Source organism: Nocardiopsis sp. KDC1DS13DA1 (genome assembly GCF_055632325.1).
The window spans coordinates 22,650-45,970 of record NZ_JBVMUY010000014.1 but is presented as its reverse complement, the minus strand read 5'-3'; the positions used below and the strand labels follow the sequence as shown (position 1 = coordinate 45,970).

The following is a 23,321-nucleotide window of genomic DNA, read 5'->3' as shown; positions in this document are numbered from 1 at the left end:
CCCGTCGGAGTCCGGTCGGTCTTCCATGCCCCTCGGCGCTCGGAGGTGTCCGGAGTGGGGATCATATCCGCGGAAGGCGGCATGGGGGTCTGGATGGTGTATTAGTGGGCAACGACCGCGTATCCACCCCCGAACACCGAGGCGGACATGAGCCAACCGGAGGCCTTCGGACGTTACCGCGTCATCCGGCGCCTGGGTTCCGGCTCCTTCGCGACCGTCTGGTTGGCACAGGACGATCTGCTCAACTATCCGGTGGCCATCAAGGTACTCGCCGAGAACTGGGCGCACCAGATGGACATCCAGCACCGGTTCCTGGAGGAGGCGCGCATCCTGCGCCAGACCGACTCCACCTGGCTGGTGGCGGTGCACGACGTCGACGTGCTGCCCGACGGGCGCCCGTACATGGTCATGACCTACGCCGACCAGGGCAGCGTCGCGGACCTCGTTCGCCGAGGTCAACTGCCCCTTGACGAGGCTCTGCGGCTGCTGACCGAGATCGGCCAGGGCATCACCGTGCTGCACAACCACGGCACGATCCACCGCGACATCAAACCGTCCAACGTGCTGCTCCAGTCGTCACCGGTGGGGCAGAGGGTACTGGTGGCGGACCTGGGGTTCGCGAAGTCGATCGACGAGGCGTCGGGGTTCACCGCGGCGGCGGGCACCCCCGGATACATGTCGCCCGAGCAGAGCATCCCCGGTGGTGACCTGGACGTTCGCTCGGACGTGTACTCGCTGGGCGCGGTCGCCTACGAGCTCATCACCGGTCGGCCGCCGTCGCGGCCACCGGTGCGGATCGCACCTGGCCGGATCCGGCCAGGACTGCCCCCCACGCTCGACGAACTCATCCTGTCGGCACTTTCGGTGGACCGGGAAAGCCGTCCAGCGGACGCCAAAACCTTCACCGACCGGGTGAGAACGATCCGTATGGCCCCCGATCTGCCCACCGCGGACCCGTGGTGGCGCCGGTACCGGATGCCCTGGCACAAGGCGGGCGGCCTCGTGGCCGTCCTCGCCGTGATGACCATGGGCGTCACCGCCTCCGTCGGCCACCCCGGGATGGAGCTGAAGCAGGTCAAGTCCGACGACCACGCGCTGGAGATGAGCGTCCCCCTGGTCTGGATCGAGGAGTTCGACACCGACCTGGAGGCCCGGCCCGCAGCACTGGAGGCGGGCGCGGAGCCGGGCATGCTCCTGGCGACCGACACCGAGAACTGGTACTCCACCGACACCCCGTCCTACGGGGTCTTCGCGACGATCATGCCGGGGGTCCAGCCCCTGGGCTCGATCGCCGACACCGATCCGTGCGGGGGCGCCCCCGCCGAACGCCTCGTCGACGACGACACGTGGGAGGGCGCCGTGTGGGAGTGGCCGGACTGCGAGGGCAACGGCTCCTTCACCATCGCGGCCGTCCACGAGCCCGGAGAGCCCCGAACCGTCTACGTGGAGATCCGGCAGCCCGACTACCGGCCCGACCTCGTGGACCAGATCATCGGCGCGATCGTCCTGCGCTAGGCGGTGCCTCCCGGCTCCTCCGCCGCGTTCGGGACCGGGCGCCCGGGAGGCGGGGACTGCGCCCGCCCGCCCTCCCCGTTCCTCACCTCCCAGGTCAGTACACCCAGCCCTCCAGCTGCCGCCGCAGCTCCTCCGGTGAGGTCACGGGCAGCTTGCACGTGAAGCCCTCGCACACGTACGCGGTGGCACTGCCGCCGATCGGCGCACGCCCCCTCAGCAGCGGCACTCCCCCGTCCTCGCGACCGTCCCCGCGCGAGAGCGCCGTTCCCAGGGGGGCCCAGCGCAGCGCCGTGCGCACCAGTTCGTCGACCGCGGGGTCACCGGGATCACCGACGACCGCGACCGCCCCGGGACCGCTCAGGACGGCCTCGCCGGTGGCCAGCCCCCAGCCCGCGAACCGGGCCGCCTTCTCAGCCAGGAGGGACACCGGGGACAGCGCGCCCTCGGCCGCGTCGCGGTGCCGCCGCGACCCGGTCAGCGCCGCGTACGTCAACAGGGCCGAGGCGGCGGCCGACCGGCCCGAGGGGGTGGCGTTGTCGGTGGGGTCCTGCGGTCGGCTGAACAGGCGCTCGGCGTCGTCCGCGGTGTCGAAGAAGCCTCCGTCCCCGTCACCGAAGTGGTCCAGGACCGCGTCCAGCAGACGACCGGCCTCGTGTACGTGGCGGGCCTCCCCCGTCACGCCGTGCAGGGCCAGCAGCCCCTCGGCCATGTCCGCGTAGTCCTCCAGTACGCCCGCGCTGGTGCCGACACGGCCGTCGCGCGAGGTGCGCATCAGGCGGCCGTCACGGACGTGGACGTCCAGGACCAGGTCGGCCGCGGCCCGGGCGGCGTCCACCAGGTCGGGGCGCTCCAGCAGGGCGCCCGCCTCGGCCAGGGCCGCGACGGCCAGGCCGTTCCAGGCGGCCACCACCTTGTCGTCCCGGCCGGGGGCCACGCGGTCCTGGCGTGCGCGCAGCAGGGCCGCGCGGACGCGCTCGTGGCGCCAGGCGTCGGCCGGAGGCCGTGGAAGCCGCAGGACCGAGGCCCCGCGCTCGAAGGTGCCCTCCTCGGTGACCCCGAACACGCCCGCGGCGAACTCGGCGTCCTCCGGGTCGAGGACCTCGCGCAGTTGGGCGGGCGTCCAGACGTAGTACGTGCCCTCCTCACCCTCGCTGTCGGCGTCGAGTGAGGAGGCGAAGCCGCCCTCGGGGGTGCGCAGGTCCCGGAGCATCCAGTCGGCGGTCTCCTCGGCGACCCTGCGCAGGAGGGTGTGGTGGTCGCGCTCGGCGGGACCGGGGCCGGGCGGGCGACGGCCCATCCTCGTGTAGGCGCGCAGCAGGAGCGCGTTGTCGTAGAGCATCTTCTCGAAGTGGGGCACCACCCACTCCCGGTCGACCGAGTACCGGGCGAAACCACCGCCGAGCTGGTCGTAGATGCCTCCGCGCGCCATCGCCGCGGCCGTGCCCCCGGCCATCAGCCCGGCGGGGGTCGGTTCCGCCGCGGACTGGGACGGCAGGGTGCGCTCGTGCTGCGCGGTGAGGAAGGACAGCAGCATCGACGGCGGGAACTTGGGCGCCGCGCCGAAACCGCCGTTGGCGTGGTCGTAGTCGCGGACGAGCGCCTGCACCGCCAGGTCCAGGGTCTCCCGCGTGGGCGGGGGCCCGGCGGCCAGCGCGCGCGGCCCGCCGAGCGCGGTCACCACCCGTTCTCCCTGGTGGAGGAGTTCGTCGCGCCGGTCGCGCCACGCGGTGGCCACGCCCTCCAGGAGCCGCTGGAAGTGGTCGCGCGGGAAGTAGGTCCCGCAGTAGAACGGCGCGCCGTCGGGGGTGGCGAACACGGTCATGGGCCACCCGCCCTGGCCCGTCATGGCCTGGGTCGCCTCCATGTAGACCGCGTCGACGTCGGGGCGCTCCTCGCGGTCCACCTTGACGTTGACGAACAGGGCGTTCATCCGCTCGGCGGTCGCCGGGTCCTCGAAGGACTCGTGGGCCATCACGTGGCACCAGTGGCAGGCGGCGTAGCCGACGGAGACGAGCACGGGCACGTCGCGACGGCGCGCCTCGGCGAACGCCTCCGCGCACCAGGGCCACCATTCCACGGGGTTGTCGGCGTGCTGTAGGAGGTACGGGCTGGTCGCGTCGCTCAGGCGGTTGGGCATACCCCCACTCTGCCACCCGGGGAGGAAGCGCGCCGCAGGCGTCCGTTGAGGGTGACGGGCGGGCCCCGCTGGGTCTCGGCGGGGACCCGACCGTCAGTTCCGACCGTTCTCCGCGTCCTCCTCGGAGGCGGCGGCCACGGACGTGCCGCTCTCGTCGGCCCCTTCGGCGTCGGCGGACAGGGCCCGGAGCTTCCCGGTCATGTTGCGCATGAGGAAGTAGAGCCCGACACCGACCGCGAACACCATGAGGAAGCCGAGTACGCCCGGGGTCACGAGGGTCCGGTCCATTTGGACCTCTTCCGCCAGCACAGCCGCGGAGGTCAGAAGCGTGTTCATACCACTCATACTCTCACTGCGTCCGTGACACCCGCGAAGAGGTCCGTCTCCGGGACCTCCGTGTCGACCAGGGAACGGACCAGGTGGTAGTCCTCCGTCGGCCAGGCCGCGACCCGCACCTCGTTGGGCACCGCGAACCAGAACCCGTCGGGGTCCACCTGGGTGGCGTGCGCCTTGAGCGCCTCGTCGGCGATCTCGAAGTACTCACTCACCTGCACCTGGGTGGTGATCTCCCAGCGGGGCCGGTCCTGCTCCTTGATCCGGTCGACCCACTCGGCGAACGGGTTCTCCAGACCGCGTTCGGCGAGCACCTTGGCCAGGGCGTCGAACCGCTCGGGCGGGAAGGAGACGAAGTAGTAGAGCTTGAGGGGCTGCCAGGGGTCGCCGGAGCCGGGGTAGGCGTCCGGGTCGCCCGCGGTGTCGAAGGCGCGCATCGACACCTTGTGGGTCATGATGTGGTCCGGGTGCGGGTACCCGCCGTTCTCGTCGTAGGTGAGGATGACGTGCGGACGGAACCGGCGGATCGACGCGACGAGGGGTTCGGCGGCGTCCTCGACGGGGAGGGTGGCGAAGCTGCCCTCGGGGAGGGGCGGCAGCGGGTCGCCCTCCGGAAGGCCGGAGTCGACGAAACCGGCGAACTCCTGTCGGATGCCGAGGATCTCCCTCGCCCGCTCCATCTCCTCACGGCGGACCTGGGTGATGTTCTCTCTGATCTCGGGACGTTCCATCGCTGGGTTGAGGATGTCACCGCGTTCGCCACCGGTCATGGTGACGACGAGCACGTCGACGCCCTCCTCCACGTAACGCGCCATGGTGGCCGCGCCCTTGCTGGACTCGTCGTCGGGGTGGGCATGAACCGCCATGAGGCGCAGGCGCTCGGACAACGAAGGCTTCTCCTTGACTCGGTGAACGGCTCGCCGTGTGGGCCGTCCGGGCACCCCGAATGCACGGCATGGACGACTCACGTGTGGGCCGAGTAGGGGGGTTGTCGGGTCGGGGATATCTTAGACAACACCGTCCCCTCGTTCGGAGATTCCCGATGCCCGCGACCCCGGAAGAAGCCACCGTGAACAGTGCCGACGCCGCGCCAGCGCTCCGCAAGCGCCATGGCAACGGCCCGCTCTTCTTCCTCTTCGGGACCGTCTTCGCCGTCCTCACGGCGATCGGGTGGGGGTACTCCGTCATGAACTACAACGGGCTGGCCGGCGGGGTGTACCACCAGGTGGTGTCGTTCCAGGTCCCCTCGTCCGACGAGGCGAGGATCACCTTCGAGGTGAACAGCCGGGGCGGGGCCCAGTGCCTCATCTCGGCACGGGACGACCAGATGGTGCAGGTCGGTCAGGACAGCGTCACGGTCGAGCCGGGGAACCGGATGGTGACCACGAGCGTTGACACGCTTCGAGAGGCTTCCACGGTAGAAGTGGCCTCGTGCAGGGAACAAGACCCGCAGAACTGATCCACCGAACCCTCCCCCTGCCTGGCCCGGTACCAGGGCGGAGTCACGGGACCCGTGTGCGTCGGCACCCGGTGATATTCTCGTGAGTTCAGCTCTGGCCGCCTGGTGGCCTTTGCTACGAGTACACCAAGGAGTTCCCGTGACCCAGACCCGCGACGACAACGTCACCTGGCTCACCCAGGAGGCGTACGACCGGCTCAAGGGAGAGCTGGACCACCTGACGGGGCCCGGGCGCGTCGAGATCGCGGAGAAGATCGAGGCGGCTCGGGAAGAGGGCGACCTGAAGGAGAACGGCGGCTACCACGCCGCCAAGGAGGAGCAGGGCAAGATGGAGGCCCGCATCCTCCAGCTCACCGAGATCCTGCGCACCGCGCGGGTCGGCGAGGCTCCCAGGACCGAGGGCGTGGTGGGCCCCGGTATGACGGTCACCATCCGGTTCGAGGGTGACGACGAGGAGGTTACCTTCCTCCTCGCCTCGCGGGAGGAGAGCGGGGCCCCCATCGACGTGTACTCCCCGAAGTCCCCGCTCGGCGCGGCCATCAACGGCAAGCGTGTCGGTGAGAACGTGAGCTACCAGCTGCCCAACGGCAGGAGCCTGGGCGTGGAGATCATCGACGCCGTGCCCTACAGCGGGGCCTGACACTCCGGAGGCCGGTGGGGGGCGTCGGTCCGCCCTCCACCCTCCCATCCGGGTGCGCGGTCCTCGGGGAACGCCAGCCACCGCGGTCACGTCGGTACCTTGTGAAGGGCACACCCGCCCGCTCCCGACGACCGACGCCCGAGGAACCGCATGTCCGCCCCCCGTTGGAATCCGCAGGACCCCGCGCACAGCGCCCCGACCGCCCGGCAGGCCGGTTGGGGCCCCGTCACCCCGCCGTACGGCCCCGCCGCGTGGGGATCCGCCGGGCCCGGGGCCCCGGGTCGGCCCAGCGGCCCGGAACTGGCCGGTTTCGGCCGCCGTCTGGCCGCCCGGGCGGTCGACTACGTCCTCGCGGCGGTCGCGGCGGTCGTCTTCTTCCTCGTCGTCGTCATCCTGGTCTCGGTACTGACCGGTGGTAGCGACACGAGCGACGCCCAGTCCGAGGTGTGGGCCCTGATGTTCGTGTTCGGCTGGGGTCTGCTGTTGTTCTTCTACGACTGGCTCTACCTGGTGGCGTGGGGACGCACGCTGGGCAAGATGCTCGTCGGGATCAGGGTGGTCAGCGCCGACGGCGGGGGAAGGCTCAGCCAGGGGCAGTCGCTGGGCCGGTCCGCGCTGTTCGGCCTCCCGCAGTCGCTGCCGTTCCTGGGGCACCTGTTCTCCCTGGGCGAGTCCATGGCCGCACTCGGCGACCAGCGCAGGGCCCTGCACGACCGGGTCGCGGGGACGGTCGTGGTCCGCACCTGATCCGGCGCTCCGACCGCCCTCCGGGCACCGCCGACCCTCCGGACCCGTGCCCGGGCACGGGCGGGTCCGTCACGGCAGCACCTCGCACGCGGGCGCGTCGGCGCCTCCGTCGGCGAACACCGCCGGCACGTAGTTGCCCTCCCCGATCCGGTACCAGGCGTCATCCGTCCCGAACGGCCCCCGGGACTGCTCGCCCACGGCCTGGCAGTCCACGTCCACGACCGCCGTGTGCGCGGCCAGCCCGACCGGAGCGTGGTCGGTACCGGGGCCGCCCCGGACGACCACCGGGTCGCGGCGGGTCTGCGTGGTGATCCTGGCCTTGGACCGGTACTCGGCGGTCCACAGGTAGTCGACCCGCACCCATCCGTTGGTGGGCAACCGGAGCCCCTCCCGGAACGCGCCGTCGGCCAGGTCGATCCCGGCCGGGTTGCGGACACGGCGCCCGAACCCGTCGAGTCCGCCGTTGTGCCCGTCGCTGTAGGCCGCCTGCGCCTGGGGACGGCCGTGGAGCAGGTCAGGCCAGGACTGCCGGGACTCGTTCCAGTGGTCGTCGGTGATGTTCCACGGGCCCACGTCCCACACGGGCAGGTAGGCGCAGCGGGGCACGTGGTCCTCGGGCGCGCTGGAGGGGGCGACCGGTCCCAGCGCCCCCGTCGTGCACACCCGCACCGTGTACTCCCCTCCGCCCCGGTTCGCGAGTGCCCGACGCGACGGCAGCGCGACGAAGTGGTCGTCGGGGCGGATGACGTGGCCGTTGGCGGTGCGTCCGCCGACCAGGCCGATCCGCGTGGCGAAGAGACGGGCCGAGAACGGCTCGCCCCGCGTGTCGGCCCCCTCCGGCTCCTCCTGGTCGCCGTGTCCCTCCGGCCGGTCCCACGGCACGTCCTCCCCCCGCCCGCCGTCCCCCGGGTCGGCCGCGCGCAGGCCCAGACCGGTCAGGGCGGTGTCGTCACCGTCGAGCTCCACCCGTACCTGCACGCGGGAGACGTGCTCGGGCAGGGTGACCGTGCCACCGCCCCCCGCGGGGTGCCACTCGGTCCACAGACCGTCGGCGCGCGCACCGCGCGCCTCGGCCAGCACGTCCCCGCCGTCCCCCTCGGCCCGCACGCGTACGTCCACCGTGTCGGTGCGCGCGCCCAGGTCCTGTTCGGGAAAGGTGGCCAGTCCGGTGTCGGTCTCCGCGTACTCCCGGCGGGCTCCGGCGCCGTCCGCCGTCCCCGTGGCGCCGGTCCGCAGCACGCCGTCCTCGAACAGCAGACCGGCCCGGTCCGCCGAGGCCAGGTCCTGCGCGATCCACTCGGTGCGCGCGTGGGCCGGGGCCGCGGGGACCATCAGGGCGAGAGCGCCCAAGGCGGCCAGGGTCTGCGCGGTGGTCGGACACCGTCGATCGGACATCACGTCTTCCTTCACCCGAGAAGGAGCATACGGTCACTCTCAGTAAGCGCCCTGGCGTGCGCACGCTCAAGGAGGTTGCGTCGGGTGTTGGTGATACGACGGTAAAAGTCCGGCCCCTGAGGCAACCCTCAGTCGGCGAAGGCCAACAGGCAGGCGGTGAAGCCGTGCACATGGTTGACGCCGCTGACCGGACCGATCTCCCCGGCCGCGAAGAAGCCCGCCACCGCCTCCACGCCCAGGATGCGGCGGACGGCCAGCACGTCGTGGTCGGCGTGCGGGAACAGGGCCCCGCCCCGCCCGTTGCAGGAGAAGAGCAGGCCCGCACCGACCTGGTGCTCCGCTCCGAAGTCGGCCAGCCTGCGGGCCAGGTCCTCGTCGGCGGTACCCGCGTCACGCACCTGGAAGCGCACGGTCTGGCCCACCTCGACCATGTCACCGACGGCCAGCGCGCCCATCTCCGGGTCGACGCCGCTGAGCGCCCGGATCAGGAAGTCGCCCTGCTCGTGCTGTTCGGCGTACTCGTCCATGGCGATACCCACGTGCAGCCCCTGGACGGCCAACGCGCGGTCCTCGTCGTCCAACGAGTCCACCAGCTCCTCCAGCTTCTCGTAGGCGTTCGTGCCCGCGAGTTCCATCAGGAGGTTGCCCTCGGCCTTGGTGACGGTCATGTTCGGGCCGACCGGCCGGCAGCCCTGGCTGACCACGGTCCCGAGCACCCCCTCACCGCCGACCAGCACGCCGACGGCACCGCTGTCCACGGCCTCGCCCTCGTGGAACAGCCGCACGGAGTCCTCGCCGCGCATCCCGTCGGCCATCCCGCCGACCAGCGGCAGACCGCCCAAAGCCGTGGTGGACTCGCGGACGAAGGCCTGGGTGGGGAACTCGTAGGGGTTCGTGAGCAGGATGGCCACCCGGTCACGCGGGCCGGGCTCGCGCATCCCGACCACGGCGAGGTGGTCGTCGTCCAGGACGGTGTCCAGCCGGAACGGGGTGAGCTCCACACCCGGGAGGCGGGCGCACCACACGCTGACCGCGCCCTGGTCCTCCACCCCGCGGCCGCCGCCGATGACACCGGTGGAGCTGCATCCCAGGGTGACGGCGCCCGGCGCGAGTTCCATGACGCGCTTCCCCGCGAGGGTGACCTCGTCCGGATCGGCCCCGCTGACGAAGAAGCACAGCAGATCGACCGGCCCCTCCACCTGTTCCAGAGCGGTCAGCACGGCACGTTCGGCCGCGTTCACGAGGTCGGCCCCCGTCGTCAGAGCATCGCCGAACCGTGCCACCAGCCGCCACCCCGCCTTCACCGGCCCCAGCCGGACCTCGGACCGCACCTTCTCCTCCCATTCTTCCACCCCGCGCCCTGCTCTGGGGTGTTTCGCGCCCGTGCTGTGCCCGCCCATGTCCGAACGCCCGGTGGCGCGGTGCCCGCGTGTCCGGGGCGGGCCCACAGCGCCGTAGACTCCGTCGGGTGAGTCCCGTCACTCCTCCTCCACCGCCGAAGGACCTCCCGAGCACCCTGGCCGCGCTGCGCGGGTCCGGGCACGTCCACCGTCCGGTGGCCGCCGAGGTCCGGGACAACCTGCTGCACCGGATGGCCGCGGGCCGCCCCCGCTTCCCCGGGCTGCACGGTTTCGACGACACGGTGCTCCCCCAGGTCGAACGGGCCCTGATCGCGGGGCACGACATCGTCCTCCTGGGCGAGCGCGGCCAGGGCAAGACACGGCTGATCCGCACCCTGGCCGGGCTGCTCGACGAGTGGTCCCCCTCCGTCGACGGATGCCCGGTCAACGACCACCCGTTCGCGCCCGTCTGCCCCGGGTGCCGCGCGCGGCTGGCCCGCGAGGGCGACTCCCTCCCCCTGGTCTGGCGGCACCGCACCGAGCGGTACGGCGAGAAGCTCGCCACCCCCGACACCGGGGTCGGCGAACTGGTCGGCGACGTGGACCCGGCCCGGCTGGCCGAGGGCCGGTCGCTGGGCGACCCCGAGACCATCCACTACGGCCTCGTCCCCCGCGCCAACCGGGGCGTGTTCTGCGTCAACGAACTGCCCGACCTGCCCGCACGCGCCCAGGTGGCGCTGTTCAACGTCCTTGAGGAGCGCGACCTCCAGGTGCGCGGGTACACCCTGCGGCTGCCCCTGGACCTGCTGCTGGTCGCCAGCGCCAACCCCGAGGACTACACGCACCGGGGCCGCATCGTCACTCCGCTCAAGGACCGTTTCGGCGCCCAGGTGCGCACCCACTATCCGCCCGGTCTCGACGACGAACTGGCCCTGGTGCGCCAGGAGGCGGCGATCCCCGAGGGCACGGTCGTCCCCGCGCACCTGCTGGAGTCCGTCGTGCGCTTCACCCGACTGGTCCGGGACTCCAAGAAGGTCGACGGCCGGTCCGGGGTGTCGGTGCGGTTCTCCGTCGCGGCGGCCGAGACCGTGGCCGCGTCGGCGCTGCGCCGGGCCGCGCTGACCGGTGAGGAGGTCCCCGTGGCCCGGGTCTGCGACCTCCCCCCGGCGGTGGAGCCCCTGATGGGCAAGGTCGAGTTCGAGATGGAGGCCGAGGGGCGCGAGGCCGAGACCCTCCACCTGCTCCTGCGGCGGGCGGTCGCCGGAACCTTCCGCGCCCGGCTCGGGGAGGCCGACCTGACCCCGCTCAGCGACCGGTTCTCCGGAGGCGGCACCGTCGAGACCGGTGACCTGGTCGGGGCCGCCGAACTGCTGCGCCGGGTCGGCACGGTCCCGGGCCTGGCCGCGATGATCGCGCGGGCGGCACCGGAGGCCGAGGACGGCCCGCCCACCCCCGGGCTGGCGGCCGCGGTGGTCGAGTTCGCGTTGGAGGGGCTGTACCTGGAGCGGCGCCTGGCCAAGGACACCGTCCCCGACGGCGGCGTCTACCGCTTCTGACCCAGGGCGCCGCACACGCGTGAGGAGGGTGGGCGTGAGGTTCCAGTACCGGGCCTACACCGGGGGGCCGGACCCGCTGGCCGACCCGGAGCCGCCGCCGGAGGAGGAGCGGGTCGAGGTCACCGCGTCGGAGCGGCCGCGGGCGGAGGAGGGCGACGCTGACGGCGACGGCGGCGGTGACGCCGCCGGAGCCCACCCCGCGGGCGGAACGCGAAGCGGCGGCCTGCTGGCCCCGTCCGACGGCAGCGGCCACGGCCTGACCCCCCGTGAGCTGCGGCGGCTCGGTGACACGGCCCTGCGCGACATCGAACGGTCGGCACGGGGACGCGACGGCCTGCATCCGGGCGGAGGCACCTCCGGCGGGGAGCCCACCGGCACGCACGCGCCCCGGGAGGCGGACGACGACCGCCCCGTCGACCCGGTGGCCACCGTCCGGGCGGCGGCGCTCCGCCGTGCCGCGTCCCCCGGGTCTCCCCTGCTCACCGAGGACCTCCGGGTCGCCGAGACCGAACCCGCCGGCGCGGCGGCGGTGTCGCTGCTCGTGGACCTCTCGCACTCGATGGTGGAGCGCGCGCTGCACGCGGCGGCCACCCGGACCGCCCTGGCCCTGCACTCCCTGGTCCGGACCCGCCACCCGGACGACCGGATCCAGCTGGTCGGCTTCGGGCAGAGCGCCCGCGAACTCACGCCCGCGCGGCTGGCCGCGCACGCGTGGCGGCGGACCCCCGGTACCAACCTGCACCACGCGCTGCGCCTGGCCCGGGGGCACGTTCGACGCCACCGCGGACTCCGGCCCCTGGTGCTGGCGGTCACCGACGGAGAGCCCACCGCCCACCTGGACGAGGACGGCCGTGCCCGGTTCGCGTGGCCGCCCGACCCGCGGACCGCCGAACTCACCCTGAGGGAGCTGGACCGGGTGCTGCGTGAGGGCGCGGAGGTGGTGTTCTTCCTGCTCGCCGACGACCCCCGGCTGCGCGACTTCGCCGCCGAGGTGGACCGGCGGCGGGCGGTACGGGTCGTGCGCGCCGACGCCGGGGCCCTGGGTCCTCTGGTGGTCGACCGGTACCTCGGGCGTCGCGGGTGAGCGGCGCGGGGACGGCGGTCAGAACTCGAAGACGTTGACGTCGGAGGCCAGGACGAGCAGCTCCTCCGGGGCGTCGCCGCCGGAGTAGAGGAGCTGGTGGCGATTGGCGGGCATGATCGTCTCGGTGAACCGCAGCGCCAGGTCACCGGCGTAGGCGACGCGCTCCTGGACGAGCAGCGGGATACCGGGGCCCAGACCGAAGGCCTCCGCCTCGTCCGGCGAGGGCATGCGGGCGCCCACGACGTCCCAGTTCCAGGTCTCCTGGTGGCCCAGTTCGCGCAGCAGGGCCGCCACGCCGTTGGGGATCCGCTCGGGCGACATCAGCGGCGTGTTGTTGGCGATGGTGAACGGGACGTAGGTGACCTGGGACTGCCAGAGTCCGCCCTCGACGAAGCGGTCGCAGGAGCGGATGACCACGAGACCGCCGTGTGAGGCCGCGGAGTCGGGGCGCAGCCGCTTGGCCACGCGCGGACGCATGGTGTCGAGGCTGACCTTGATCTTCTCGTCGATGTGGTGGTACCCGGCGTCGCGCAGGTGCGGCTGGTACCCCTCCTGGAAGCGTTCGGAGTCCGTGCCGCCGGAGACCGGCGTGGCCAGGTGGACGATGGGGCGGTGGTCGGCGGCGTAGGCCCCGCGTCCGGCGCGGATGGCGATGCGCCCCTCGTCCTGGAGGATGCGCATCCCCATCCGCGCCGTGGCACGGGAGACGTCGAACCGCTCGGCGAGCTCCTCCTCGCCGGGGAGCCGCTCACCGGGCTTGTAGTCCCCTCTGGCCAGCGCCTCACGCAGGTGATCGGCGACCACTGTCTTCCTCGACGTGCTCATGTGTGTCAGTCCCGGTGGTAGGCCTTGAGGTTGCCGTGTTCGAACTGGTATCTGATGCTGTGCCCCGCGTAGACGGTGTGTACCACGCGGATCGGCCGTTCCTCGGAGTAGTCGGTGCGGTGCACGTTCAGCACGGGCACGCCCGGGGGGAGTTCGAGCTGGGACGCCTCCTGGGGCGTCGGCATGCGGGTCTCCACCTCGTCGACGCAGCCCGCCTGGCGGTGGCCGTGTTCCATGAGGACCGCCAGGGCGCTGTCCACGTCCTCGGGGAGCATGAGCGCGGTGCCCTGGACGAGCTCCATGGGGTAGTGGGCCGAGCTGATGGACCCGGAGACGTCCCCAGAGAAGCGGTACATGCGGCGGACGACCGTCATGTCGCCCTCGGGGACGCGGAGTCGGCTGGCCACGTCCGGGGTGGCGCTCAGGAGCTGGAGCTCCTCCAGGGTCTGACCGGCCAGGGCGGACTCGTTGAGGCCCGTGCCCTCGGTGGGCCGGGTGGCGTAGAAGGTCTCGGGGACGACGTTCTGGACGAAGTGCCCGCGTCCGGGCCTGCTGAGGATGAGCCCCTGGTTGCGCAGCATGCCCAGGGCGAGGCGGACGGTGTTGCGGGAGGCATCGAAGCGCTCCTCCAACTGCTTCTCCGAGGGGAGTTGGCCACCGGGAGGAAGGGTGCGCTCCTGGATCTCGCGGCGCAAGACCCGGGCGATCTGTCTGTATCTGCTCTCTGCCCGCATAAGTCCGCCCTCAGGGGGGTATCAGTCCAACACGTTCGCTTGTACCAACAAGGTGATCGCAACACCAACAGAACATGTACAGCCCGGTCACCTGAACCCATCCTAAAGGAAGGCCACCCTCAGTACACGGCCCCCAGCCCCGGAGCCGGAGCGGGCCCCCGGTCGCCGCCCCGCCGCCCGCCGCGGAACGACCTCGTGACACACGCGGGACTCCCCCCTCGGCAGGTGAGAGGGGAGTCAGCGGAACTGCACCGTCAGCCGTGAGGAGAACACATGATCCCCCTCGTCATCGCGTTCGTCGGCCTCGTCCTCCTGGGCCTGGCCACGGGGTTCTTCCTGGCCGTCTCCCTCGGGATCCGCCGTCAGGACCGCCGCCGCGGCTACCGCTCCCTGCGCGAGAAGGGCGACCACAGCGCCCTCTCCCGCACCGGAAGCCTCATCGTCGGCCTGCGCTTCGCCAACGGCACCCGCCCACCCGCGCGGGACCACAGGACCGAGTCGGACCACACCCCCAGCGCGGTCTGACCCCCGTGTGAACGGTCACGGCGGGGAGTCACCGAGCGGGCGCCCGGGCACGGGCCGAGGCGAAGCGGAGGCCCGGGAGGCACCGCCTAGTCCTCCAGCGCCCGCAGCAGGTCCATCACCAGGTCGCCGCCGGACTCGATGCCGACGGAGATCCGGACCAGGTCGGCGGGGACCTCCAGCGGGGAGCCCGCGGTGGAGGCGTGCGTCATCCGCCCGGGGTGCTCGATCAGGGACTCGACCCCGCCCAGTGACTCCCCCAGGGTGAAGACCTCGGTACGCTCGCACAGCCGCAGCGCCGCCTTCTCCCCGTCCCGCAGGGAGAAGGAGACCATCCCGCCGAAGGAGCGCATCTGCCGCTCGGCGATCCTGTGCCCCGGGTGACCGTCCAGCCCGGGGTAGTAGACCCTGCGGACCGCCGGGTGGCCCTCCAGCTCGGCGACCACCTGCTCGGCGTTCGCGCTGTGCCGGTCCATCCGCACGCCCAGGGTCTTGATCCCCCGCAGCGTCAGCCAGGAGTCGAACGGCCCCGGCACGGCGCCCATGGTGTTCTGGTGGAAGGCCAGCCGCTCGCCCAGTTCGGCGTCGGCGGCCACCAGGGCACCGCCGACCACGTCGGAGTGCCCGCCCAGGTACTTGGTCGTGGAGTGCACGACCACGTCCGCGCCCAGGGTCAGCGGCTGCTGGAGGTAGGGCGAGGCGAAGGTGTTGTCGACGACGTACAGCGCGCCCGCGTCGCGGGCGATCCCCGCGACCGCCTCGATGTCGGTGATGTTGAGCAGCGGGTTGGTGGGCGTCTCCGTCCACACGACCTTCGTCTCGGGGCGCACCGCCGCGCGTACGGCGTCGGGGTCGGTCTGGTCGACCGCGTCCCAGGACACGCCCCAGCGCTCGACGACCTTGGAGATCAGACGGAAGGTGCCACCGTAGGCGTCGCCGGGGATGATGATGTGGTCGCCCGGCGAGAGGACCGTGCGCAGCAGCGTGTCCTCGGCGGCCATGCCTGAGGCGAAGGCCAGTCCCCGGGCCCCGGACTCCAGCGCGGCCAGGCACTCCTCCAGGGCGGTGCGCGTCGGGTTGCCCGTGCGCGAGTACTCGTAGCCCTGGCGCAGACCGCCCACCCCGTCCTGGGCGTAGGTGCTCGTCTGGTAGATCGGCACCACCACGGCCCCGGTACCGGCGTCCGGTTCCTGCCCCGCGTGGATGGCCAGCGTTTCAAACCCGTCGAACGTCATGGGGCCACAATAGCCGCCGCTCTCCCCACGAACCCCACGTTTCACACGGGACGGGGTGAGGCGGAACCCCACGTCACCGAAGCGGCCCTCAGGCGGGCGGGAACCTGGTGGCCGACCCCGGCTCGGGCGGCTCGGTCGGCGCCTCGGGCGGCAGGCCCGCGGCGGGGGTGGGCACCCGGGTGGGCGTACCGGTCCCGCGCATCGGCGGGTCCCAGCCGAGTTCGGGGTCGTGGGTGCGCACGACCCTGCCGGGGACCCCGGCGACGACGCTGTGGTCGGGATAGTGGCCGGGACGGACCACCGTGCCCGCCGCGACGACGCAGTTGCGGCCCAGGTGGACTCCGGGCAGGATCACCGCGTTCGCACCGATCCAGGTGCCGTCGCCGATACTCACCGGGTCGTCGACGGGCCACTGGAGGCCGACGGGGATCTCGGTGTTGGCGTAGGAGTGGTTCTGGTCCGTGATGTAGACGTACGGACCGGTGTAGACGTGGTCCCCGATGTCCACCGACCTGTGCGCGACGATGTGCGATCCGCGGCCGATCGCGCAGCCCGAGCCGATCCGGACGACGGTTCCGGGGCCGAGGTCGTAGTCGGGTCCCATGCCCGCCGCGAGGGTCATGTCACCGCCCAGCACGGTGTGCACGCCGATCTCGATCCACGGCTCCCCGTAGAGGGTGGCCGTGGGGAAGGCGATCGCGGAACCCACGCCGAAGCGCGCGAACCTCCGCGCGGCCTTGGAGTCCGCGCGGATTTCGGCGCTGCTCCGCGCGTAGGACCAGACGGAGCGGATGATCCAGGACAACAGCCGCGACACGCGAGCTCCCATGTATTACCTGCCAGTAACGTTGTCGCGAAGAGTAGCAGTGTCCGAGTATGCGACGCTTCGCCCGGCCGCCACACGGCGGGGCCCCGGACCGCGCTCGGTCGAACGCGGTCCGGGGCCCCGTGGATGCCGGACGGGCGGGGTACCGCTCCGTGGACGCCCCTCCCGGGGGCGGCGGGCGGACCGGGTCAGCCGGACAGGTGGGCCAGCAGGTCCTGACGGGTGAGAATGCCCACCGGCCTGCCGTCGCGCAGCACCACCAGCGCGCCGGAGCCGCGCAGCAGCCGCACGCAGTCGCCGACCGGTGTCCCCGTGCCGACCGTGGCCAGCGGCTTGCCCATGTGCGTCTCCACGCTGTCGTCCAGCTGGGCGCGACCGTCGAAGAGCGCGTCGAGGACGTCGCGCTCGGCGATGGAGCCCACCACCTCGGCGGCCATGACCGGCGGCTCCTCCTTCATCACCGGCAGCTGGGAGACGCCGTACTCGCGCATGATCGCCACCGCGGTGCCGATCGACTCGTGCGGGTGGGTGTGCACGAAGTCGGGCATCTCACCGCCCTTGCCGTTGAGCACCTGGCCCGCGGTGGCCTCCTCGGTCTCCGCCGACAGGAAGCCGTAGTCGGCCATCCACTCGTCGTTGAAGATCTTGCCGAGGTAGCCGCGGCCGCCGTCGGGCAGCAGGACGACGATGACGTCGTCGGGGCCCGCGTCCCGGGCGACGCGCAGGGCCGCCTCGACCGCCAGACCGCAGGACCCGCCGACCAGCAGCGCCTCCTCGCGCGCCAGGCGACGCGTCATGAGGAAGGAGTCCTTGTCGCTCACGGCCACGATGTCGTCGCAGATCCCCGTGTCGTAGGTGCCGGGCCAGATGTCCTCGCCCACGCCCTCGACCAGGTAGGGGCGGCCCGAACCGCCCGAGTACACCGAGCCCTCGGGGTCGGCGCCGATCACCTTCACCCGGCCGCCGGAGACCTCCTTGAGGTAGCGGCCGGTGCCGCTGATCGTCCCGCCGGTGCCGATGCCCGCCACGAAGTGCGTCACGCGGCCCTCGGTCTGGTCCCAGATCTCGGGTCCGGTGGAGTGGTAGTGGGACTCGGGGTTGTTCTGGTTCTCGTACTGGTTGGGCTTCCACGCGCCGGGGATCTCCTCGGCGAGCCGGTCGGAGACCGAGTAGTAGGAGTCGGGGTGCTCCGGAGCGACCGTGGTCGGGCAGACCACGACCTCGGCACCGTAGGCGCGCAGCACCGACAGCTTGTCCGGGCCCACCTTGTCCGGGCAGACGAAGACACAGCGGTAGCCCTTCTCCTGGGCGACCATCGCCAGCCCGATCCCGGTGTTGCCGGAGGTCGGTTCGACGATCGTGCCACCGGGCCTGAGGTCGCCGCTCTTCTCCGCGGCCTCGACCATGCGCAGGGCGATGCGGTCCTTGACCGAACCGCCGGGGTTGAAGTACTCGACCTTGGCGAGAATGGTCGGCGCGAGCCCTTCGGTGACCTTCCGGAGTCGCACGAGCGGGGTGTCCCCCACCAGGTCGATCAGTGAGTCGTGTACCCGCACTGTGGGCTCCCTCAACATCGTGGCGGCCGGATCCGTCGGTCCGCCTGGTCCTTCGCCCCGGTCGCGCCTTCCGGGGCCGTGGGCCGGTCTGGCCCACCACACTCCCGACCCTAATCCGTCCCGACGCCGTTCGCGCCGTTCACACCGGGTGTCGGTACCGCCGACCCTCACGGGCGGGCGCGGTCCGGCTCACCGGAGGGCCCGGATCGTGTGCCGCCGGGGGTACGTGACCCGCGACCGCTCCGGTTGTAGCCTCGGATCGAACCGGCCCGCCCCAGGGCGGACGGAGACGATGCCCCGGGGGGTGGTCCGATGCTGCGAGCCGCACGCGCACGGCGCATCGCCGCCGCCACGGCGTTCGGCGGCGGCGGGGTGACACTCGTGGGCGCGGGTACCGTCGCCCTCCTCTACCTCCAGGCCCGGCTCGCGCGACGCGCGGTCGGCATCACCGACTGGGCCCGGCCCAGGGTGAACGGGATCCACGGCGGCGGCGACGGACCGCCGCTGAGGTTGCTCATGATGGGCGACTCCACCGCGGCCGGGTTCGCGGTCGCCGAGGCCGCGCAGACCCCCGGGGTGCTGCTGGCGTCGGGGCTCGCGAACGCGGCCGACCGGCCGGTCCTGCTGCGGTGCACCGCCTCCCCCGGCGCCACCTCCGCCGACCTGGCCGCCCAGGCGGAGCGGGCCGGGGCGTTCGGCGGCGGCGACCGCTTCGACGTGGCGGTCGTCTTCATCGGCGCCAACGACGTCATCCGCAGGGTCCGACCGAACGACGCCGTCGAGCGGCTGCGCGACCTCACCCGCGGTCTCGTCGACCACGGCACGGAGGTGGTCGTGGCGACCTGCCCGGACCTGGGCACGGTCCGGCCGATCGGGTGGCCGCTGCGGTCGGTCGCGCGCCGCGCCTCACGCCAGCTCGCCGCCGCGCAGACCATCGCGGTCACCGAGGTCGGCGGGCGCACGGTGTCGTTGAGCGACCTCCTCGCCGACGACTTCCGGTCCGATCCGCATTCCATGTTCGGGCCCGACCGGTTCCATCCGTCAGCCCTCGGGTACGCCCAGGCCGCCTCCGCCGTCCTGCCCTCGGTGTGCACCGCGCTCGAACTGCTGCCCGAGGCCGGGGAGATCGGCCGCGCCGAGGGGATCCTGCCGGTGGACCGCGCCGCGGTCATGGCCGCGCAGACCCCGGGCACCGAGGTGTCCCGGGTCCCCGTCGAGCATCCGGGCAGGCGGGGCCGCTGGGCCGCGCTGATCCGGGCCCCCTTCCGCCCGCGCGGGAACCGGGTGGAGGACACTGAGCGGACCGGCGCCGCCGACCGGGCGGTCGAGACGGCCGGTCGGGCCAACGGGGAGGGAACCGGTGGTCGGGACGGTGCGCCAAGGCCGACCCCGGGTGGCGAGGGCGAGGGCCCGAGATGTTAACTGGTCAGTAACAAGACGCGCCGTGGGGTCGAGGAACACGCCCGGCCACCCGACGGAGCGTCCCCGCAGCACCCCGACACCGAATGGGACGAAGCACATGCCCGAAGCAGTCATCGTCGCCACCGCGCGCTCACCGATCGGCCGCGCCTTCAAGGGTTCCCTGAAGGACATCCGCCCCGACGACCTGACCGCCCAGATCGTCGGCGCCGCCCTGGCCAAGGTGCCCGAGCTCGACCCCAAGAACATCGACGACCTCATGCTGGGCTGCGGCCTCCCCGGCGGCGAGCAGGGCTTCAACATGGCCCGCGTCGTCGCCGTCCAGCTCGGGCTCGACACCGTTCCCGGCACCACCGTCACCCGGTACTGTTCCTCGTCCCTCCAGACCACCCGGATGGCCTACCACGCCATCAAGGCGGGCGAGGGCGACGTGTTCGTCTCCGCCGGCGTGGAGACCGTCAGCCGCTTCGCCCACGGCAGCAGCGACAACCCGCAGAACGAGAACCCGCTCTTCGCCGACGCCAAGGCCCGCACCGAGAAGCGCGCCGAGGGCGGCGCCGAGGCCTGGACCGACCCGCGCGAGGACGGCGCCCTGCCCGACGCCTACATCGCGATGGGCCAGACCGCCGAGAACGTCGCCCAGATCACCGGCGTCTCCCGTGCGCGGCAGGACGAGTTCGCGGTCCGTTCGCAGAACCTCGCCGAGAAGTCCCTGGACAACGGTTTCTGGGAGCGCGAGATCACCCCGGTGACCCTCCCGGACGGCACCGTGGTCAGCACCGACGACGGCATCCGCCGCGGCACGACCTACGAGAAGGTCAGCCAGCTCAAGCCGGTGTTCCGCCCCGACGGCACCATCACCGCGGGCAACGCCTGCCCCCTGAACGACGGCGCCTCGGCGCTGGTCATCATGAGTGACACCCGCGCCGCCCAGCTGGGCATCACCCCGCTGGCGCGCATCGTGTCCACCGGTGTGACCGGCCTGAGCCCGGAGATCATGGGCCTGGGCCCGGTGGAGGCCTCCAAGCAGGCGCTCGCCCGCGCCAACATGGCCATCGGCGACATCGACCTGGCCGAGATCAACGAGGCCTTCGCCGCGCAGGTCCTGCCCTCCGCGGACCAGTTGGGCATCGACATCGACTCCCAGCTGAACGTCAACGGCGGAGCCATCGCGGTCGGCCACCCGTTCGGCAGCACCGGTGCCCGGATCACCGGCACGCTGCTCAACGGCCTCCAGTTCCACGACAAGACGTTCGGTCTGGAGACCATGTGCGTCGGCGGCGGCCAGGGCATGGCGGCCGTCTTCGAGCGCCTGAGCTGATCCGCGCCGCGCGACCCGCTCCGCCCGGACCTCCTGCCAGGGGTCCGGGCGGAGCCGTTCCCGGCGGCGGCCGGCGCACCCGCGGACCAACGTTCTCCATCCCACAAGGTAAAAGCTGGTGACCGGGGCTTGTCCAAAGCGTGATCCTGATGCAGTGTCGCAGGTAAGTGCCACACGCCAACGCGCCTCCGGAGGTGCCCATGTCGCTAACCCACTCGCCGGAGATCCACGCCAAGCTCATCGAACGCGTCCCGGCCGTGACCGGCCGCGGACTCCCCGAATGGTTCGACGCCCTCGACAGGGGGCCGAGCCTGCTTCGCTGCTCGGACCGTTCGAACTGGCTCGCCGACGAGTACGAACTGCCGCACTGGTACGCGCAGGCGATCGTCACCGAGTACGAGCGCCGTCGCCGCAACCGCTCCATTCCCGCCCCCCGCCGGGACGGAACCTGACCCGTCCGACGGCGAAGGGGCCACCCCCGGGAAGAACCCGGGAGGCGGCCCCTCGCCACGTCCGATGCGACGCCGCTACTCGGCGAACATCGACTTGAGGATCCAGAGCAGGCGCAGGATCTCGATGTAGAGCCAGACCAGGGAGACGGTCAGGCCGAAGGCGAACTGCCAGGCGAACTTCGCCGGGATCCCGGCCTGGACGCCCTCCTCGATGCCGCGGAACTCGATCGCGAGCGTCAGCGCCGCGATGACCACGAACACCAGGCTGACCCCCAGCCCCAGCAGCGTGGGCTCACGCAGGCCGAGGCCGCCGGAGACGAAGAAGCTCAGCACGAAGTTGACCAGCATCAGGGCGGCCGCGCCGAGCACCGCGTAGGTGACGGCCTTGACGAAGCCGTCGGTCACCTTGATGATCCGGAACTTGTACAGCGCCAGCATCACACCGAACACCGCCACGGTGCCGACCACGGCCTGGGAGACCAGGGAGGCGCTCGCGCCGGCGTCGCCGGTGCTCATCGCCAGCTGGGCTCCGAGCAGGGCCGACAGACCACCGACGATCAGCCCCTCCAGGGCCGCGTACGTCAGGATCAGGGCGGGGTTGGTGCTCTGCTTGAACGCGATGACCAGGCCCAGGACGAGGCCGCCGATGACACCGACGAACGTCAGCAGCAGGGCGAGGCCCGGGTTGAAGCCGAAGAGGAAGTAGTTGACGACGCCGAGGAGGGCGACCGCCCCGAGCGTCATGCCGGTGCGCACGACGACGTCGTCGATGGTCATCGGCTGGGCGTCGGCGCCCTGGACCGGAGCCTGGGGGTACCCGGGCTGCGGGTATCCGGGCTGTGCGTAGCCCTGCTGGGGGTAACCGGCCTGGGGGTACGGCTGCCCGTAACCCGCCTGACCATAACCCTGCTGGGGGTAGCCCTGCTGCGGGTACGGCTGGCCGTAGCCCGGCTGGCCGTAGCCGCCGGTCCCGGACTGCTTGAGCGCCCGCTTGAGGACGGGGTTGGAACTCCGCAACCTCATGTCTCGTCATGGCCTTTCACGCGTCGTTTGCTGCCCACAAAGTAACGTACCGGCCCTCCCCCGGGTTCCCGCGCCAGGTCACCGTTGCGACACGACGCGGGGCCGGAGCCCCGAGAGGGGCACCGGCCCCGGAAGACGGGTTCGGACGGTCAGTTCCGGGTGATCACCGATCGCGCCATGAACAGGACGTTGGCCGGGCGCTCCGCCAGACGGCGCATGTAGTAGCCGTACCACTCGTCGCCGTAGGGGACGTAGACGCGCACGCGTTTGCCCTCGGCCGCCAGGCGGACCTGCTCGGTGTCGCGGATGCCGTAGAGCATCTGGTACTCGTAGTCGTCCGCGGAGCGGCCGTTGGTCTTGGCCAGCTCCCCGGCGATGGCGACCATCCGCGGGTCGTGCGAGGCCACCATCGGGTAGCCGTCACCCTCCATGAGGATGCGCAGCGCGCGCACGTACGCCTTGTCCACCTCGGCCTTGTCGCGGTAGGCGACGGAGGCGGGTTCGTCGTAGGCGCCCTTGCACAGGCGCACGCGCGAACCGGCGCCGCTGAGGTCCCGGCAGTCGGCCTCGGTGCGGTGCAGGTAGGCCTGGAGGACCGCGCCCACGGAGGGGAAGTCCTCGCGCAGCTCGCGCAGGATACCCAGGGTGGAGTCGGTGGTGGTGTGGTCCTCCATGTCCAGGGTCACCGTGGTGCCGATCGCCGCGGCGGCCTCGGCGATCCGCCGGGCGTTGTCCAGGGCGATCTTCTCGCCGTCCTGGTTCAGGAACTGGCCGACCGCCGACAGCTTGACCGACACCTCGGCGCGCCCGCCCAGGCCGGCCTCGCCCAGTGCGGCCAGCAGGTCCTCGTAGGCGGTCACCGTGGCGGTGGCCTGCCCCAGGTCGGTGGTGTCCTCGCCCAGGTAGTCGAGCGTGACGTAGCGGTCGCTGGTCAGGGCGGCGACTGCGGGCAGCGCCGAGTCAAGGGTGGCACCGGCGACGAAGCGGGAGACCAGGCCCCGGGTGACGGGTGTGCGCTCGACGATCGTGCGGCAGGCCTTGGACCTGGCGGCGAGCAGCAGGGGCTTACGAAGCATGGAGACCTCGAAGAAGACGTGCGCGAGCCGGTGGGCAGGCGCGGACTGCGGTGACTGCCGGAGATGACCGGCCGTACCGGTGAACTCCTCGGGGGGTGGGCCGTCCCGCGCCGCCGGTGTGGCGGC

At 72.2% G+C, this 23,321-nt stretch carries 22 protein-coding genes; 10 read left to right on the top strand and 12 right to left on the bottom strand.

Going from position 1 to position 23,321, the window contains the following annotated elements; translation table 11 throughout:
- The first annotated feature begins 147 nt into the window (after nucleotides 1–147).
- Nucleotides 148–1,515 carry a serine/threonine-protein kinase gene (locus ACTVAJ_RS08375; RefSeq protein WP_470387504.1) on the top strand — a complete coding sequence of 456 codons (1,368 nt, stop codon included), beginning with the start codon at nucleotides 148–150 and terminating at the stop codon, nucleotides 1,513–1,515.
- Between the two features lie 94 nt (nucleotides 1,516–1,609).
- Here the strand turns inward: ACTVAJ_RS08375 and ACTVAJ_RS08370 are convergent, their stop codons facing one another.
- The 3 genes from ACTVAJ_RS08370 to mca all read right to left on the bottom strand — a co-directional run bounded on the left by ACTVAJ_RS08370 (nucleotide 1,610) and on the right by mca (nucleotide 4,872).
- Nucleotides 1,610–3,652 (bottom strand): thioredoxin domain-containing protein, encoded by a 2,043-nt coding sequence (locus tag ACTVAJ_RS08370; protein WP_470387503.1) that lies wholly within the window; start codon nucleotides 3,650–3,652, stop codon nucleotides 1,610–1,612.
- A gap of 93 nt (nucleotides 3,653–3,745) precedes the next feature.
- The gene (locus ACTVAJ_RS08365; protein ID WP_470387502.1) at nucleotides 3,746–3,988 is read right to left on the bottom strand and encodes a hypothetical protein; all 243 of its coding nucleotides are present in this window, start codon (nucleotides 3,986–3,988) and stop codon (nucleotides 3,746–3,748) included.
- A 5-nt stretch (nucleotides 3,989–3,993) separates the two neighbouring features.
- Nucleotides 3,994–4,872, bottom strand: coding sequence for a mycothiol conjugate amidase Mca (gene mca / locus ACTVAJ_RS08360; protein WP_470387501.1), 879 nt, complete (start codon nucleotides 4,870–4,872; stop codon nucleotides 3,994–3,996).
- A 155-nt stretch (nucleotides 4,873–5,027) separates the two neighbouring features.
- Between mca and ACTVAJ_RS08355 the strand changes: the two genes are divergently transcribed.
- From ACTVAJ_RS08355 to ACTVAJ_RS08345, 3 genes are all read left to right on the top strand, one after another.
- A complete protein-coding gene (locus ACTVAJ_RS08355; RefSeq protein WP_470387500.1) occupies nucleotides 5,028–5,444 on the top strand; it encodes a DUF4307 domain-containing protein in 417 nt (138 codons plus the stop codon).
- 139 nt (nucleotides 5,445–5,583) lie between these two features.
- Nucleotides 5,584–6,084, top strand: a complete 501-nt coding sequence (gene greA / locus ACTVAJ_RS08350; RefSeq protein WP_470387499.1) for a transcription elongation factor GreA — start codon at nucleotides 5,584–5,586, stop codon at nucleotides 6,082–6,084.
- A gap of 150 nt (nucleotides 6,085–6,234) precedes the next feature.
- Nucleotides 6,235–6,831, top strand: coding sequence for an RDD family protein (locus ACTVAJ_RS08345; RefSeq protein WP_470387498.1), 597 nt, complete (start codon nucleotides 6,235–6,237; stop codon nucleotides 6,829–6,831).
- A 69-nt stretch (nucleotides 6,832–6,900) separates the two neighbouring features.
- Here the strand turns inward: ACTVAJ_RS08345 and ACTVAJ_RS08340 are convergent, their stop codons facing one another.
- The gene (locus tag ACTVAJ_RS08340) at nucleotides 6,901–8,226 is read right to left on the bottom strand and encodes a hypothetical protein (RefSeq protein WP_470387497.1); all 1,326 of its coding nucleotides are present in this window, start codon (nucleotides 8,224–8,226) and stop codon (nucleotides 6,901–6,903) included.
- A gap of 128 nt (nucleotides 8,227–8,354) precedes the next feature.
- Nucleotides 8,355–9,509 carry an FIST signal transduction protein gene (locus ACTVAJ_RS08335; protein ID WP_470387865.1) on the bottom strand — a complete coding sequence of 385 codons (1,155 nt, stop codon included), beginning with the start codon at nucleotides 9,507–9,509 and terminating at the stop codon, nucleotides 8,355–8,357.
- Between the two features lie 185 nt (nucleotides 9,510–9,694).
- Between ACTVAJ_RS08335 and ACTVAJ_RS08330 the strand changes: the two genes are divergently transcribed.
- Both ACTVAJ_RS08330 and ACTVAJ_RS08325 read left to right on the top strand, forming a co-directional pair.
- The gene (locus tag ACTVAJ_RS08330) at nucleotides 9,695–11,122 is read left to right on the top strand and encodes a sigma 54-interacting transcriptional regulator (protein WP_470387496.1); all 1,428 of its coding nucleotides are present in this window, start codon (nucleotides 9,695–9,697) and stop codon (nucleotides 11,120–11,122) included.
- Nucleotides 11,123–11,156: 34 nt separating this feature from the next.
- Entirely contained in the window at nucleotides 11,157–12,206 is a 1,050-nt protein-coding gene (locus ACTVAJ_RS08325; protein ID WP_470387495.1) for a VWA domain-containing protein, read from the top strand.
- An 18-nt stretch (nucleotides 12,207–12,224) separates the two neighbouring features.
- On the opposite strand, the gene ACTVAJ_RS08320 is transcribed toward ACTVAJ_RS08325, so the two are convergent.
- A complete protein-coding gene (locus ACTVAJ_RS08320; RefSeq protein WP_470387494.1) occupies nucleotides 12,225–13,031 on the bottom strand; it encodes a GntR family transcriptional regulator in 807 nt (268 codons plus the stop codon).
- 5 nt (nucleotides 13,032–13,036) lie between these two features.
- Nucleotides 13,037–13,765: a GntR family transcriptional regulator gene (locus ACTVAJ_RS08315; protein ID WP_470387493.1), complete on the bottom strand. Its 729-nt coding sequence runs from the start codon at nucleotides 13,763–13,765 to the stop codon at nucleotides 13,037–13,039.
- Between the two features lie 273 nt (nucleotides 13,766–14,038).
- On the opposite strand from ACTVAJ_RS08315, the gene ACTVAJ_RS08310 reads away from it, so the two are divergent.
- Nucleotides 14,039–14,290 (top strand): hypothetical protein, encoded by a 252-nt coding sequence (locus ACTVAJ_RS08310; protein ID WP_470387492.1) that lies wholly within the window; start codon nucleotides 14,039–14,041, stop codon nucleotides 14,288–14,290.
- Between the two features lie 86 nt (nucleotides 14,291–14,376).
- Here the strand turns inward: ACTVAJ_RS08310 and ACTVAJ_RS08305 are convergent, their stop codons facing one another.
- The 3 genes from ACTVAJ_RS08305 to ACTVAJ_RS08295 form a co-directional block, all read right to left on the bottom strand.
- Nucleotides 14,377–15,522 carry a cystathionine gamma-synthase gene (locus tag ACTVAJ_RS08305; RefSeq protein ID WP_470387491.1) on the bottom strand — a complete coding sequence of 382 codons (1,146 nt, stop codon included), beginning with the start codon at nucleotides 15,520–15,522 and terminating at the stop codon, nucleotides 14,377–14,379.
- Between the two features lie 88 nt (nucleotides 15,523–15,610).
- Nucleotides 15,611–16,351, bottom strand: coding sequence for an acyltransferase (locus ACTVAJ_RS08300; protein ID WP_470387490.1), 741 nt, complete (start codon nucleotides 16,349–16,351; stop codon nucleotides 15,611–15,613).
- A gap of 185 nt (nucleotides 16,352–16,536) precedes the next feature.
- Nucleotides 16,537–17,904: a cystathionine beta-synthase gene (locus ACTVAJ_RS08295; RefSeq protein ID WP_470387489.1), complete on the bottom strand. Its 1,368-nt coding sequence runs from the start codon at nucleotides 17,902–17,904 to the stop codon at nucleotides 16,537–16,539.
- 312 nt (nucleotides 17,905–18,216) lie between these two features.
- Here ACTVAJ_RS08295 and ACTVAJ_RS08290 point away from each other — a divergent pair, with 312 nt between their 5' ends.
- The 3 genes from ACTVAJ_RS08290 to ACTVAJ_RS08280 all read left to right on the top strand — a co-directional run bounded on the left by ACTVAJ_RS08290 (nucleotide 18,217) and on the right by ACTVAJ_RS08280 (nucleotide 21,096).
- Nucleotides 18,217–19,326, top strand: a complete 1,110-nt coding sequence (locus tag ACTVAJ_RS08290) for an SGNH/GDSL hydrolase family protein (protein WP_470387488.1) — start codon at nucleotides 18,217–18,219, stop codon at nucleotides 19,324–19,326.
- A 97-nt stretch (nucleotides 19,327–19,423) separates the two neighbouring features.
- Nucleotides 19,424–20,644, top strand: coding sequence for an acetyl-CoA C-acetyltransferase (locus ACTVAJ_RS08285; protein WP_470387487.1), 1,221 nt, complete (start codon nucleotides 19,424–19,426; stop codon nucleotides 20,642–20,644).
- Nucleotides 20,645–20,844: 200 nt separating this feature from the next.
- On the top strand, nucleotides 20,845–21,096 hold the full coding sequence (locus tag ACTVAJ_RS08280) for a DUF4287 domain-containing protein (RefSeq protein ID WP_470387486.1): 252 nt from the start codon (nucleotides 20,845–20,847) through the stop codon (nucleotides 21,094–21,096).
- Between the two features lie 75 nt (nucleotides 21,097–21,171).
- Here ACTVAJ_RS08280 and ACTVAJ_RS08275 read toward each other — a convergent pair whose 3' ends face one another.
- Together ACTVAJ_RS08275 and ACTVAJ_RS08270 are read right to left on the bottom strand one after the other, a co-directional pair.
- A complete protein-coding gene (locus ACTVAJ_RS08275; RefSeq protein ID WP_470387485.1) occupies nucleotides 21,172–22,119 on the bottom strand; it encodes a Bax inhibitor-1/YccA family protein in 948 nt (315 codons plus the stop codon).
- A gap of 149 nt (nucleotides 22,120–22,268) precedes the next feature.
- Complete coding sequence (locus tag ACTVAJ_RS08270) at nucleotides 22,269–23,195, bottom strand: proline dehydrogenase family protein (protein WP_470387484.1); 927 nt, start codon at nucleotides 23,193–23,195, stop codon at nucleotides 22,269–22,271.
- Nucleotides 23,196–23,321 lie beyond the last annotated feature (126 nt).